Source organism: Sorangium aterium (assembly GCF_028368935.1).
GTDB lineage: Bacteria > Myxococcota_A > Polyangia > Polyangiales > Polyangiaceae > Sorangium > Sorangium atrum.
In genome coordinates, this window is sequence record NZ_JAQNDK010000003.1 from 1,604,330 (window position 1) to 1,617,604 (window position 13,275).

10 protein-coding genes and 1 tRNA gene are annotated in these 13,275 nt (G+C 69.2%); 5 read left to right on the plus strand and 6 right to left on the minus strand.

What is annotated here, in order from left to right:
- Nucleotides 1-20: 20 nt before the first annotated feature.
- Both lepA and POL72_RS30335 read right to left on the minus strand, forming a co-directional pair.
- On the minus strand, nucleotides 21-1,823 hold the full coding sequence (lepA, locus tag POL72_RS30330) for a translation elongation factor 4 (RefSeq protein WP_272099632.1): 1,803 nt from the start codon (nucleotides 1,821-1,823) through the stop codon (nucleotides 21-23).
- 264 nt (nucleotides 1,824-2,087) lie between these two features.
- Nucleotides 2,088-2,297: a ribbon-helix-helix domain-containing protein gene (locus POL72_RS30335; protein WP_012236467.1), complete on the minus strand. Its 210-nt coding sequence runs from the start codon at nucleotides 2,295-2,297 to the stop codon at nucleotides 2,088-2,090.
- A 313-nt stretch (nucleotides 2,298-2,610) separates the two neighbouring features.
- Between POL72_RS30335 and POL72_RS30340 the strand changes: the two genes are divergently transcribed.
- The 3 genes from POL72_RS30340 to POL72_RS30350 all read left to right on the plus strand — a co-directional run bounded on the left by POL72_RS30340 (nucleotide 2,611) and on the right by POL72_RS30350 (nucleotide 5,676).
- A complete protein-coding gene (locus POL72_RS30340) occupies nucleotides 2,611-3,459 on the plus strand; it encodes a hypothetical protein (protein WP_272099634.1) in 849 nt (282 codons plus the stop codon).
- 1 nt (nucleotide 3,460) lies between these two features.
- Nucleotides 3,461-4,240 (plus strand): hypothetical protein, encoded by a 780-nt coding sequence (locus tag POL72_RS30345; protein ID WP_272099636.1) that lies wholly within the window; start codon nucleotides 3,461-3,463, stop codon nucleotides 4,238-4,240.
- 236 nt (nucleotides 4,241-4,476) lie between these two features.
- Nucleotides 4,477-5,676: a pseudouridine synthase gene (locus POL72_RS30350; RefSeq protein WP_272099638.1), complete on the plus strand. Its 1,200-nt coding sequence runs from the start codon at nucleotides 4,477-4,479 to the stop codon at nucleotides 5,674-5,676.
- Here POL72_RS30350 and POL72_RS30355 read toward each other — a convergent pair.
- Nucleotides 5,588-6,751, minus strand: coding sequence for an AAA family ATPase (locus POL72_RS30355; protein ID WP_272099640.1), 1,164 nt, complete (start codon nucleotides 6,749-6,751; stop codon nucleotides 5,588-5,590). The two genes, POL72_RS30350 and POL72_RS30355, sit on opposite strands and share 89 nt — an antisense overlap.
- A 187-nt stretch (nucleotides 6,752-6,938) precedes the next feature.
- Nucleotides 6,939-7,013: transfer RNA gene (locus POL72_RS30360), tRNA-Gly, on the minus strand.
- A gap of 412 nt (nucleotides 7,014-7,425) precedes the next feature.
- Between POL72_RS30360 and POL72_RS30365 the strand changes: the two genes are divergently transcribed.
- The gene (locus POL72_RS30365; protein WP_272100039.1) at nucleotides 7,426-8,655 is read left to right on the plus strand and encodes an FHA domain-containing protein; all 1,230 of its coding nucleotides are present in this window, start codon (nucleotides 7,426-7,428) and stop codon (nucleotides 8,653-8,655) included.
- A gap of 116 nt (nucleotides 8,656-8,771) precedes the next feature.
- On the opposite strand, the gene amrB is transcribed toward POL72_RS30365, so the two are convergent.
- Entirely contained in the window at nucleotides 8,772-10,313 is a 1,542-nt protein-coding gene (amrB, locus tag POL72_RS30370) for an AmmeMemoRadiSam system protein B (RefSeq protein ID WP_272099642.1), read from the minus strand.
- Between the two features lie 18 nt (nucleotides 10,314-10,331).
- On the opposite strand from amrB, the gene POL72_RS30375 reads away from it, so the two are divergent.
- Nucleotides 10,332-10,934, plus strand: a complete 603-nt coding sequence (locus POL72_RS30375; RefSeq protein WP_272099644.1) for a YkgJ family cysteine cluster protein — start codon at nucleotides 10,332-10,334, stop codon at nucleotides 10,932-10,934.
- Nucleotides 10,935-10,944: 10 nt separating this feature from the next.
- Here POL72_RS30375 and POL72_RS30380 read toward each other — a convergent pair whose 3' ends face one another.
- Nucleotides 10,945-13,119: a RelA/SpoT family protein gene (locus POL72_RS30380; protein WP_272099646.1), complete on the minus strand. Its 2,175-nt coding sequence runs from the start codon at nucleotides 13,117-13,119 to the stop codon at nucleotides 10,945-10,947.
- Between the last annotated feature and the right edge of the window lie 156 nt (nucleotides 13,120-13,275).

Genomic DNA, 13,275 nt, shown 5'->3' on the forward strand with positions numbered 1-13,275 from the left:
GCGACCAGCGCCCCCGCGCTTCAGTCGATCTTCAGGATGGCGAGGAACGCCTCCTGCGGGATCTCGACGCTCCCGACCATCTTCATCCGCTTCTTGCCCTCCTTCTGCTTCTCGAGGAGCTTGCGCTTGCGGCTGATGTCGCCGCCGTAGCACTTGGCGGTCACGTCCTTGCGCATCGCCTTCACGGTCGTCCGCGCGATGACCTTCGACCCGATCGCCGCCTGGATCGCGACCTCGTACTGCTGGCGCGGCACGATGTCCTTGAGCTTCACCGCGAGGTCCCGGCCCCGGGCGTACGCCTTGTCGCGGTGCACGATGACGCTGAGGGCGTCGAGCGGGTCGCCGTTCACCAGCATGTCCAGCTTGATGAGATCGTCGGCGCGGTACCCGACGAGCTCGTAGTCCATCGACGCGTAGCCGCGCGACACGCTCTTCAGCTTGTCGTGGAAGTCGAAGAGCACCTCGCTGAGGGGCATGTCGTAGGTGATGATCACGCGGTCGGACGAGGCGTACTGGATCGACTTCTGCTCCCCGCGCCGCTCCTGGCACAGGGCGAGGACCGCGCCGACGTACGCCGAGGGCACGTGGACGGTCATCCGGAAGATCGGCTCCTCGATGCGATCGGTGAGGTTCGGCGGCGGGAGCTTCGCGGGGTTCTCGATCGACTTCATCGAGCCGTCGTTCAGGTAGCAGTGGTAGACGACGCTCGGCGCGGTCGTGATGAGGTCGAGGTTGTACTCGCGCTCCAGCCGCTCCTGGATGATCTCCATGTGCAGCAGGCCGAGGAAGCCGCACCGGAAGCCGAAGCCGAGCGCCTCGGAGGTGTCGGGCTCGAAGACGAACGCGGCGTCGTTCATGTGGAGCTTCGACAGGGCGTCGCGGAGGTCCTCGTACTGGGCCGAGTCCGTCGGGAAGATCCCGGCGAAGACCATCGGCTTGACCTCCTTGAAGCCGGGCAGCGGCGTCGTCGCGGGGTGGACGGCGTCGGTCACCGTGTCGCCGATCTTCGTGTCGACGACGCTCTTGATGTTGCCGACGAGGAAGCCGACCTCCCCCGGCCCGAGCTCGGTGATGGCGGTCGCGTGGGGCGTGAACACGCCCATCTCCGTGACCTCGTAGTCGCGGCCGGTCGCCATGAAGCGGACCTTCTGGCCCTTCCTGATGATGCCGTCGACGACGCGCACCATCACGACCGCGCCGCGGTAGCTGTCGTACCAGCTGTCGAAGATGAGGGCGCGGGGCGCCGCGTTCAGGTCGCCCTTCGGCGCCGGGATGCGCTCGACCACCGCCTCGAGGATCTCCGCGATGCCGATCCCCGTCTTGGCGCTGGCGGGGATGGCGCCGGAGCAGTCGAGGCCGATGACGTCCTCGATCTCGCGCGTCGTCCGCTCGACGTCGGCCGAGGGGAGGTCGATCTTGTTGAGGACCGGGATGATCGCGAGGTTGTTGTCCAGGGCGAGGAAGACGTTCGCGAGGGTCTGCGCCTCGACGCCCTGGGTGGCGTCGACGACGAGCAGCGCGCCCTCGCACGCCTGGAGGCTGCGCGAGACCTCGTAGTTGAAGTCGACGTGCCCGGGCGTGTCGATGAGGTGCAGCCGGTACGTCTGCCCGTCCTTCGCGGTGTAGTCCAGGCGAACGGTCTGGGCCTTGATCGTGATCCCCCGCTCGCGCTCGATGTCCATCTTGTCGAGGAACTGCTCCTTCTGCTCGCGGGCGGTGAGCGCCCCGGTCACGTCGAGGATGCGGTCGGCGAGCGTGGACTTGCCGTGGTCGATGTGGGCGATGATCGAGAAGTTGCGGATGAGCTTGGAATCAACGGGCATAGCGAGCTTCAGGGCGCGGCGACCTGACCAGCGTTGGCGGCCGCAGCGCGCGGCCTCGACCGAGATGGGAAGGAGCGGACTGGAACGTCCGCGCCCCTCCGGGGAGCGAGCCGCTGCGCGCGGCTCTACGAGCGCCGAGGGAAATGGTGGACCGCGGCGTGCCTGCTCCTAGCGCGACCCGCGCCGCGAAGCTATCCACCCCGAGCGACCGGCGCCCAGGCGTCCTGCCTCCCAGGCCCAGAGCCTCGCGGCCCCCGGCGCCGGTCATTTCTTCGGGATCGGCGGCGCGGCGACCGGCGGGCTCTCCAGGGACATCTGCCCCGGCAGCACGTGCTCGTAGTGCTTGAGGACCATATCTATCCCTTCGCGGATGTAGACGGCGATCGGGACCTTGGTGCGTTCGTGCAGGATCTTCAGCCGCTCGGCCTGCTCGGGCGTGATGTAGATGGTCGTCGAGACTTTCTTCCGCGACATGTCACGCCCGGGAGGGTAACCCGCCAGTCTCGAAGGGGACGACTGACAAGACGTTACCCTAGATGCCGGTACGTATGATGTCAATCGGAATGGCGCCACCGCGCTCGCCGGGGTTCGGGGATCGGCTCGGGCTTGGGTTGTGGGTCGCGTCCGTCGCGTCCGTCGCGTCCGTCGCGTCGCGCCGGGCGGGCTTCTTGATGTGCGCGCGGGCCGCGGTCTAGACTGCGGCCGAAGCTGGTCCGCGTCGGGACGGCTCGCCCGGCGCGTCGAGCTTCTGTCCCGAGGGTTCCGGGCTGGCCGGAGGAATCTCTTGATGACGCGATTCCCGCTCACCTGGCCGTCGCCCAGGTGCTCGCTCGTGGCCCTGATGACCATCTCCGTCGCTGCCTGCGCGTCCTCGACGCCGGAGCCCTCGAGCGCGAAGGGCTCCACCAGCGAACGGGACACGGCGGTCGTCCACGAGCCCTGCGACAAGGACTCCGCCTCTGCGGAGAAGGTCGATGTGAACGGCGACCGGATACCCGACATCATCCACGTGAAGAAGGACGGTCGGGAGGTCTGTCGGGTCGTCGACCTGAACCTGGACGGCTCGATCGACGCCTTCATCTACTACGACGGCAACGGGGTGGAACGGCGGCGCGAGTCGGACTTCGACCGCGACGGGCGGGCCGACGAGATCGCGCACTACGAGCGCGGCGCCGTCGTGTTGAAGGAGCGCGAGACCAACTTCGACAACAAGCTCGACACCTGGGACTACTACGAGGGTCCGCGCCTCGTGCGCCGCGAACGCGACTCCGACGGCGATGGGATCATCGACCAGTGGTGGCAGTTCAACAACCCGAACGACGCGAAGTGCGCGGTCGTGGCGAGCGATCAGAACGCCGACGGCAAGGCCGATCCCGGAAGCGTGGTCGATCTCTGCGCCGAGTCGTACGGCGCGCCGAAAGCGCCCATGACCCCTCCAGGCGGCGCCGCGCCCCCGGAGGGAGGGGCGGGAGCAGGGCAGCCCGCGACCGCCGGGGCGCCGGGCGCCGCGCCCACAGCGACCCCCGCGGCGGGCGCGCCTGCATCGGCGACCCCCGCGCCCACATCGGCCCCGGCTGCGGGCGCCGCGCCCGCGGGCTCCGCGCCCGGCCAGCCGGCCGCCAAGAAGGGACCGTGACATGAGGACACAAGCGCTCATCGCGCTGGCCACGCTCAGCCTGCTCGGCGCGGCGTGCAGCTCGGATCCAGGGTTCGAGGGCGCGAAGGCGCCGAAGGTCGAGACGGCTCGCAACGCCGACGGCAGCATCGACGATCGCTCGATGTGCGACTGGAAGGGCAAAGAAGATCGCGAGACGAGCGAGACCGCCGGGCCAGGCGCGATCCAGCCCAACGTGAGGCGCGTCTGGCAGATCGTGGGCACGGGCGAAGACCGTCACAGGGCGCTCGTCTGCCGCGAGATCGACACCAACTTCGACGGGGTGAAGGACGTCGTCCGCAAGTACAACGACAAGGGCGAGAGCCTTCACGAGGAGTCCGACTCGAACTACGACGGCCGTATCGACACATGGCTCACGTTCGCCGGCGGAAGGCTGGCCGAGGTGAGGGTCGACTCCGATCACGACGGCAACCCCGACGAGTGGAAGTACTACAGCGGCGGCAAGCTCGCGCGCATCAAGCGCGACACGAACCGCGACGGCAAGCCGGACGTCTGGGAGATCTACCGCATGGGCCGGCTCGAGCGCATGGGCGTGGACATCGACGCCGACGAGCGGGTCGATCGGTGGGATCACGACAACGAGCTGAAGCGCCGCCTCGAGGACGACGAGCGCAAGAAAGAGGACGAGGCCGCCGCTGCAGCCGCGAAGAAGGCTGCAGAAGATCAGGCCGCCGCGGACAAGGCGAACGAGGCCGTGGACGACAGCGGGAGCGCGGCGCCCTCCGGCGACAAGAAGAAATAGAGCGCGCCTCCTTCGAGCCGAGCGGAGGTCGATTTCGCCCCCTGCCCTGACGGCGCGAGCGCGCCCAGGTGCTCTTGCCACAGCCGGCGCTCGCCGGGGCAGGCGTGCAGGCGCACCGGCGTCGGCCTCGGATCCCAGCAGCGCACCGCCCAGGTCGGTCGACGCGGCGCGAGGGGCGTGCTTATCAGTGCCGTCTGCCGACACCACCGCGTCGGCGTAGGTCCCGAGCACACACCATGGAAGAACGTCTGCAGAAGATCATCGCGCGCGCCGGCGTCGCCTCGCGCCGCGCATCCGAGGAGCTCATCCTCGCCGGACGGGTGCGCGTGAACGGGCGCGTCGTGACCGAGCTCGGCTTGAAGGCCGACCGGCAGAAGGACCGCATCGAGGTGGACGGCAAGCGCCTCGTCTCCGAGGCGCCGGTCTATGTCGCGCTGCACAAGCCACGGAACGTCGTCTCGACAATGCGCGATCCCGAGGGGCGGCCGACGGTCGCCGACCACGTGCGCGGCACGGGCGCGCGGCTCTACCCCGTGGGTCGGCTCGACTTCGCGACGAGCGGCATCCTCCTCATGACGAACGACGGCGACTTCGCCAACGCGCTGCTCCATCCGCGCGGCGGCGTGCCGAAGACCTACGTGCTGAAGGTGCAGGGCGTCATGAGCGACGACGACCTCACGCCGTGGCGCGAGGGGATCCGCCTCGAGGACGGCGTCACGCTGCCGGCCGAGGCGCGGCTGCTCCGCCACGAGGGCGACAAGACGTGGCTCGAGGTGACCCTCCGCGAGGGCCGCAACCAGCAGATCCGGCGCATGGGCGAGGCGACCGGCTGGCCCGTGATGCGCCTGGCGCGCACGACGTTCGCCGGCGTGAGCTCGGAAGGCCTCCGGCCGGGAGAGTGGCGCGCCTTGACGGTGGATGAGCTCCTCCACATCCGTGAGGCGTTCGGCGTGCCCAAGCGGATCCGAGGCGCGATGATGGGCGCGTCGTCAGGTCCGGTCGACTACCGCCGCAAGGCCAGCTCGGCCCGGTCGGACGCGAAGGCGTCACCTCGGCCTGCGCCGGAGGCCGCTGGTGCAGCCGCCCGCAGCCGAGGACCGGCGCAGCCGAGGGTTCGCTCAAGAGCGAACGCCGACGTCCCGAGCGCACCTGGGCAGAGCGCGACCGGGCGGATGGCTCGCTCCAGGACCGACGCCGCCACGAGCACGCCCGCCCGGACCCCGGCTGGGCGTACGGCTCGCTCCAGGACCGACGCCGCCCCGGGCACGCCCGCCCGGACCCCGGCTGGGCGTACGGCCCGCTCCAGGACAGACGTCGCCGCGCCGGCCGCGCCCGGACCGGGCGCCGCTAGATCTGCGCGAAGCGCCCGCTCCGAAACGAAGCCTCGAGCAGCTGAGACACGCGCGCCTCGAGCTCGCGGGCGCGAGCGTCGTTGATGCCGGCGAGCGCCTGTTTGATCTCGCCGAGCGCCTTCAGCTGACTGAACAGCTGGACGTCACCCAGCGAGGCGCCGCCCGTGAGGATCTGCCGGATCCGATCGATCTCCGCGGCGAGCGCCTCCACGCCGACGCCGAGCGCGCCGACGCGGCGGCGATCCGGGTGCTCACGAAAGAAGGCCTCGAGCACCGGCTGCACGATGCCCTCGAGGATCGCCGCCTGATCCTGGTTGTTCCAGATGTGCTTGAGCACGAAGAAGTCGCTCGCGTCGGTCGTCTGGCGGCCATCGAGGTACGCGCTCGCCGCGAAGAGCTTGAGCATCTTCACGACACGGCGATCCGAGAGCGATATCCCTTCGGCGCGGATCTGGAACACCAGCCCCTTGTAGGCCGATAGGAATGCATCTCCGAAGTTCATCCGCGCGCCGAACCCTCGGCCGAGCTCGGCGAGCTCGCGCGCCGCGACGAGCGGGCGGAGCGGCTCGCCGGCCATGTGCCGGATCTCCTGCTGGATGCCGCGCTGGAGCAGCTCGCTGAAGTGGTAGGCGTCGAGGTTGTCGGACTGCACCCGCAGGAGGAAGCGGTCGAAGATCGCGGTCAGCGTCTCGTCGCCGGGCACCTCGTTCGAGGCCGCGAAGACGCTGATGAGCGGGCAGCGGAGCACCTGGCCGCCGCTCGCGAACTTGCGCTCGTTCAGCAGCGTGAGCAGCGCGTTCAGGATGGCGCTGTTCGACTTGAAGACCTCGTCGAGGAACACGACCTCCGCCTCGGGGAGCATCCCCGAGGTGTTCCGGCGGTAGACGCCCTCGCGAAAAGCACCGATATCGACCGGGCCGAAGATCTCGTTCGGCTCGGTGAAACGCGTGAGGAGGTACTCGAAGTACCGGGCCTGCATCAGCTCGGCGAGCGTGCGGATGAGCGCGCTCTTCGCGGTCCCCGGCGGGCCGAGGAGCACGCAGTGCTCGCCCGCGACGACCGCGATCATGAGCAGGCGGATGATCTCGTCCTTGCCTAGGAACTGCCGCTCGAGGCTATGGGCAAGCAGGCGCAGGCGCTCGTGGAGCGGAGCGGACATGAGGCGAATCCTCGTATCACAGGCCCGCCGCCTGGCGTACCGATCGGCGCATCGCCCCGTGCGTTCCCAGGACGCCGCCGCGCCGAGCGGTTGAGCGAAACGTTGAGCGAAACGTTGAACAAAACACAGAGGCCGGTGGGTCACACCGGCCTCGCAGGGTCTGCTCGCTGTCGCAGAGCCTATGTCGTGGAGCGGGAGACGGGATTTGAACCCGCGACGTCAACCTTGGCAAGGTTGCACTCTACCACTGAGTTACTCCCGCAGATGTCAATCACTTAATTCAGGAAACCACATCTCAAGGCGTTTGTCAGAAAAATCCTGATTCGCGCCGGGTCATCACCGGAGGTTCGCTCCGTCGATGCGTGGCGGATGAGTACCAATCGGCGTGGTGAGAGTCAAGCTCTCAACAACAAAACCTCAAAACTTCCGTCGCCGGCAGGTTGCACGGCCGCTCTGGTCGAGTATTGTGTGGCCATTGCGAGCGAGGGGGCTCGCCAAGCAGCACCGCGCACGGTGCCGCTCACAAAAGCCTTCGCGTTCGCGACAGCGGCACCGTGTGGGGGGCTCTTACATCATAAGGGTGCCCGCCACTCGGCGCGCTCTTGGTTGGCCTGGGTCGACCAGGCAGGTCCTTTGGACTTGGGGGGAGCATGAACGAACAGACTGCTTTGCGAGTGGACGTTGCGGAGACAACGGCGCCGGTCCTTCAGAAAGAGTACCGGTCCGGAGTCCACGCCAAGCGACAGGATGACGACGGCGGGTGGGGGCTCGTCCTGATCGGGCTCGACGCTCCGCCGCGGATCGTGAGCCTCATGGACGGCGCCGTGATCGGCAGCGCCGCGCGCGACGGCCGCATCGAGGGCCAGGGGATCGCGCCGGAGCACGCGAAGATCAGCGTCCGCTCCGACGGTTGTTACATCGAGGACATGGACACCCACGACGGCACGTGGGTTAACGGCGTCCGCGCCCGGCGCATCGGCGTGATGCACGGCGACGTGGTGCGCCTCGGGCATCAGCTCGCGGTCTTCGTCGAGCGGCACCTCGCGCTCTACGACGGCGCGCCGTCGCGGCTGGGGCCGCTGGTGTTCGGCTCGAAGCAGCGCAAGGACTGGATCGATCCGGTGATGAAGCTGGTTCAGTCGGGCTCCAGCGTCTGCATCGAGGGCGCGCCCGGGGTCGGGAAGCGGACGCTGGCTCGCCTCGCGGCTGCGGTGCGCGAGGGCCTGGGTGAGACGCTGGTCGTCGACGGCAGCGCCGAGACGAAGCCGGTCATTCCGCCGGGCGCGCGACCGATGACATGGCTCGTCCTCGATGCCGATCGCCTGCCGCGCCCGCAGCAGCTGGAGATCGCGCACTCGGTCGGCCGCTCGAACGGCGTCAGCATCATCGCGACGACCGGACAGCCGCTCGACCGGGCCGCCGGCGACGGGCGCGTGGCGCCGTGGTTCGCTTCGCTCTTCTCCGGCAAGCGGATCACGATCCCGACGCTCGAGATGCGGCGCGAGGACGTTCCGCTCATCGTGCGCGACATCGCGGAGCGCAACGCGATCGGACTCGATCGCTTCACCCCGCAGCTCCTGGAGGCGCTCGTCCGCGCCGGCTGGCCGGGCGGCGTGCCGCAGCTCGAGTCCGCCATCGTGACCGCAGCCCAGGCTTCGCCGGACGGTCCGCTCTCCGTCACGCCGATCGCGGGATCGCTCGCACGCGGCCCGCGCATCAAGCCGAACCTCCCGCCCGCGACGGATCCGTCGCTCGCGCGCGCCCGCCTCGAGGACGCCCTCGCCCGGGCCAACGGCTCCGTCGCGTCGGCTGCGCGTGCCCTGGGCATGTCGCGGCAGGCGATCTACCGCGAGGCCGACCGGCTCGGCCTCGACATCGCGCGCCGCAGGGTCCCGCGCGGCTGAGCTGACGCCCATCACACGGCCCGTGAGCCTCGCGTGGCGTCATCGCCAAGGGGGCTCTCGGCGCGCTTCGTGATGAAACGCCAGCGCGCGCCAGGCGGACGCCCAGGCGCGGATCTTCAACCGTAAAATCCGAGAGACGTATGGCTGACGATCGATCCCTCCTCGGGGTCGACGCACTGCTCGTAGTGCAGCATCTCGCCGCGCGATGACGGCGGGAGCGCGCGGAGCAACGTGTAGATGGGGCCGAGGCCGCAGACGCGACGGCTGGCGAGGTCCCGAGCCACGTCGACGAAGAAGCCCGGCGCATCGATCGACGTCGCGCGCTCGATCGAGGCGAGGTCGCGGTCGCGCAGCGCCGTCCGCTGGCGCTCGTCGAGGGGCGCAGGATCACCGAAGCGCGGGCCGACGTGGGCGAGGTCCGCTCCTGCGATGACGAGGACGCGACCGGGACGCTTCGCCAGGGCGTCGCCGAGCGCCCTCAGGAACGACTCGGCCCCATCATCTTGCGCGGGGTCGCGACGCCGCGCCTGACACTCCGAGAGGCCGCAGAGGATCGGCACGATCGACGCCGCGCGGCCGCCGAGGAGGTGCCGCACGAACACGGCCTGAAACTCGATCGAGTGCTCGTTCTTGTGGAGGTACTGGTCCTCGCGCACGTCGAAGCGGCTCGCCGCCGCGAGCTCCGCGATCATCTCTCGATCTGGCTCGAGAGGACCGAGCGGCGTCGCGAACGTCTTCTCGCAAACGGCGTACGGACGGCGCATCGCGGCGTGCGACGTCCCGAGCAGAACGAACGTATCGACGTTCTCGAGCCCTGGGCCTGCCAGCGCCTGCTCCAGCGCTGCGTAGGCGTGCCCGTAGCCCGTCGCGGCCCGCCAGAGATCCATGTGCGGCGCGCAGAGCCCGACCATGCGCGTCGGCGCGCTTTGCGATGCTACGGCGCGCGTCGCTCCGCCCTGCGGCCGCGCGACCTGGAGGCACTTTCGCTCGATGAAGTCGGCGAGCTTCCGCCGATCACCGTGGTACGCGCCGCCCGCGTGCGCGGCCATCCTGATCGGCGCCGCGTCGAACGATTGCACGACGCTCCGCCGGCGCGCGTGGAATCGCGGGCTGTCGAGCATCCACGCGCGTTCCAGCTCGTCGGCCAGCTGCGACACATGGGCGGCGTCCACGGGCTGGCCCGTCGACCGGGCGGCGTCACGCGCGATCTCGTCGATCGATCGCCTCCCGTCGAAGCGCGCGAGCACGGCAGCGCTCGCGCCAGGAACGACGACAGGAGCCGGCGCGATGCCCTCGGTGTCGCGCAGCATCAACGCGCGGCCATGGCGCTCATCCTGGATGACGACGATCTCTAGAGCTCGAAGCTTCGGGCGCAGCACCGGCATCCACCGCGAGAATAGCGCGTGCGCGCTCGCCGCCCAGCGCGCGGCATCGCAGCATCCGGAACAGGGAACAGCGCCGACGCCCCCGCGGTCACAGCGGCAGCTCGCTCCAGAACGGACGGCGCTGGTGCCCCGCGTCAGAGCGCGCGTCACGATCGCGGATTGCCGCTTCGCAGCGGCGCCGCGTGGAACTAGGGTCGCCCCTTGGAGCTCCGCCCTGCTCCCCCACCCCTTGCGCCGCAGCCGCTTCGGGCTGGCAGTACGTCCTATCACCACGAGAGCGCCTCCGAACGAATGCGTCGAACCACGCCCCTCGATCCACCCGTCCGTGAAGCTGATCTGCTCACCGAGCTCGCGGCCGTGTACCGCGAGGCGGAAGAGGTCTTCAGCGGCTGGACGTGCGAGGCCTCGACCGAGTGCTGTCGGTTCGGCATCACGGGCCGCGAGCCGTACGTGACGTCCGTCGAGCTCGCTGCCGTCCGGCGCGCGATCGCGGCTCGCGGGGGCCGCCGAGCGCTCGAAGGGATCGTGCGAGCAGACGGGGCGGGACCGCCCGAGCCGGGCGTGTCCGCCGGCGGCCCGAGCCGGCGACGCGCGCTGCCGCAGGCGTCGGAGCGGCGGTGCCCGATGCTCACCGACGCCGGCCGCTGCGCGATCTACGCGGCGAGGCCCCTCGGGTGCCGCACGTTCTTTTGTGATCGCGCCTCCGCTGGATCCCCGGTCCGCCACAACGACGTGACCCGGCTCGTCCGCAAGGTGCAGGAGATCGCCGCGCGACACGAGCCGAGTGGCGACCTCGGCCGTCCGCTCACCCGCGCCCTGGCGGAGGCCGGACCGAGCGCCGCGGGCGCGCCGCCCAGGACGAGCAGCGCGGCACGCGCTCGCCGCGGCCGCTGAGGTCCACCGCTCAGGTCCGCTCGACCGCCATCACGCCGGGGATCCGCTGCAGGCGCCGGATCACGCTCTTCAGCTGCGCGAGGTCGGAGCAGAGGAACGTGAACGTGTTCATCGCCCGGCCGTCGTCGCCCGCCCGACAGGTCGCCTCGCTGATGTTGATGCCCTGCTCGTGGAACGTATGGCCGACCGTCGCGAGGATGCCCGGCCGGTTCGCCGTCATCACCTTGATCTGTACGGGGCGGTTGATCTTCGCGCGCGCGTCCCAGGAGATCTCCACGCGGCGCTCCGGGTCCGTGTCGAACGCCTTGGCGCAGTTGCGGCGGTGGACGGTGATGCCGCGGCCGCGCGTGATGAAGCCGACGATCTCGTCGCCTGGGAGCGGGTTACAGCACTTCGTGTAGCGGACGAGGACGTCGTCGATGCCGTTCAGCCGGATGCCGTGGCTGTCGCGCCCGGTGACCTTGCGGACGAGCGACTCGATGCGCCCCTCCTTGATCGACTCGGGCGGCGGGGTCGGCGTGCCCTTCTCGTTCTCCTTGGGCGTGGGCGCGAGGAACTCGCACACCGCGCGGACGCTCACCTTGCCGTAGCCGACCGAGATGAAGAGCTCGTCGGCCGAGGCGACCCCGAAGCGCTCCATGACCTTGCGCAGCTCGCCCTCGTTCTTCGTGAGGCGACTCAGGCTCATGCTCCGCTGGTGCATCTCCTTCTCGAGGAGCTCGCGACCGAGCTTGAGCGACTTCTCCCGCTGCTCCGTGCGCAGGAAGTTTCGGATCTTCGAGCGCGCGCGGCTGGTCGAGACGTAATCGAGCCAGTCCTTCGAAGGGTGCTGGCTCGGGTTGGTCATCACCTCGACCACATCGCCGTTCCGGAGCTTCGATCGGAGCGGGACGATGGCGCCGTTGACCCGCGCCCCGGAGCAGTGCTCGCCGACCTGCGTATGGATCGCGTACGCGAAGTCGATGGGCGTCGAGCCGCGGGGAAAGACGCGCACGTCGCCCTTCGGCGTGAAGACGTACACCTCGTCCTGGAACAGGTCGACCTTGACGCTCTCCAGGAACTCGGCAGGATCCTTGAGCTCCTTCTGGAACTCCATCAGCTGGCGGAGCCAGCCGAACCGCGCGGCGTCCTTCGGGTCGATGCCGCCGGAGTTGTTCTCCTTGTACTTCCAGTGCGCCGCGATGCCCTGCTCCGCGACGCGGTGCATCTCGTGGGTGCGGATCTGGATCTCGATCCGCTCGCGCCCGGGTCCGATGACCGTCGTGTGCAGCGACTGGTACATGTTCGGCTTGGGCAGCGCGACGTAGTCCTTGAAGCGGCCGGGGACCGGGGTCCACTGCGAGTGGATCACGCCGAGCGTCGCGTAGCAGTCCGCCACCGACTCGACGAGGACCCGGAACGCGATGACGTCGTAGACCTGATCGAAATCGCACTGCTGCGCCTGCATCTTGCGCCAGATCGAGTAGAGGTGCTTTGCGCGGCCGGTGACGTCGACCGCGAAGCCCTGCTCCGCGAGCTTGCCCGCGAGCACCTTCGAGACCTCGTGGATGTACTTGTCCCGCTCCTTCGCGGTCGTCTTGACCTTCTGCGAGAGGTCCGACCAAGCCTCGGGCTCGATGTACCTGAACGACAGGTCCTCGAGCTCGCTCTTGAAGCGCGCGATGCCGAGGCGGTTCGCGAGCGGCGCGTAGATCTCCATCGTCTCCCGGGCGATCCGGTCCTGCGCCTCGGGCTTCATGAACTCGAGCGTCCGCATGTTGTCGAGGCGGTCGCACAGCTTCACGAGGAGCACGCGGATATCCCGCGCCATCGCCACCAGCATCTTGCGGAAGTTCTCGGCTTGCCGATCTTCCTTGGAAGCGAAGTTGATCTTCGAGAGCTTCGTCACGCCGTCGACGAGGAACGCCACCTCCTGGCCGAAGCTGTTCTCGATGTCGGTGGTCGTCGCGAGCGTGTCCTCCACGACGTCGTGCAAGAGCCCGGCGCAGACGCTCGCCGTGTCCAGCTTGAGCTCGGTGATGATCGCGGCGACGCTCGCCGGGTGGGAAAAGTAAGGGTCGCCGCTCTTGCGGGTCTGCCCCTTGTGCGCATCAGAGCTGTAGGCGTAGGCCCGGGCGATGAGATCGACGTCTGCAGCCGGCTGGTAGGTCCGAACGCGATCGACAAGCTCCGTCAACGTCAGCATGAAGAGTTCGGTGGGCGCAATGCGCCCCCTCCCTTTCGCACGCTAACACCGCGATCTAGACCCCGCAATTGTGTCACCATGCGCGGCGCGCGCGCTGCCCGGCGCAGGGCACGCGCGCTCCGCCGCGCGTCCTCGTCGTTCTCGTCGTCCTCATAC

Bases quoted from the DNA above. Each gene is read 5' to 3' on its own strand.
- lepA (WP_272099632.1), bottom strand. From the start codon at position 1,823: ATGCCCGTTGATTCCAAGCTCATCCGCAACTTCTCGATCATCGCCCAC.
- POL72_RS30335 (WP_012236467.1), bottom strand. From the start codon at position 2,297: ATGTCGCGGAAGAAAGTCTCGACGACCATCTACATCACGCCCGAGCAG.
- POL72_RS30340 (WP_272099634.1), top strand. From the start codon at position 2,611: ATGACGCGATTCCCGCTCACCTGGCCGTCGCCCAGGTGCTCGCTCGTG.
- POL72_RS30345 (WP_272099636.1), top strand. From the start codon at position 3,461: ATGAGGACACAAGCGCTCATCGCGCTGGCCACGCTCAGCCTGCTCGGC.
- POL72_RS30350 (WP_272099638.1), top strand. From the start codon at position 4,477: ATGGAAGAACGTCTGCAGAAGATCATCGCGCGCGCCGGCGTCGCCTCG.
- POL72_RS30355 (WP_272099640.1), bottom strand. From the start codon at position 6,751: ATGTCCGCTCCGCTCCACGAGCGCCTGCGCCTGCTTGCCCATAGCCTC.
- POL72_RS30375 (WP_272099644.1), top strand. From the start codon at position 10,332: ATGCGTCGAACCACGCCCCTCGATCCACCCGTCCGTGAAGCTGATCTG.
- POL72_RS30380 (WP_272099646.1), bottom strand. From the start codon at position 13,119: ATGCTGACGTTGACGGAGCTTGTCGATCGCGTTCGGACCTACCAGCCG.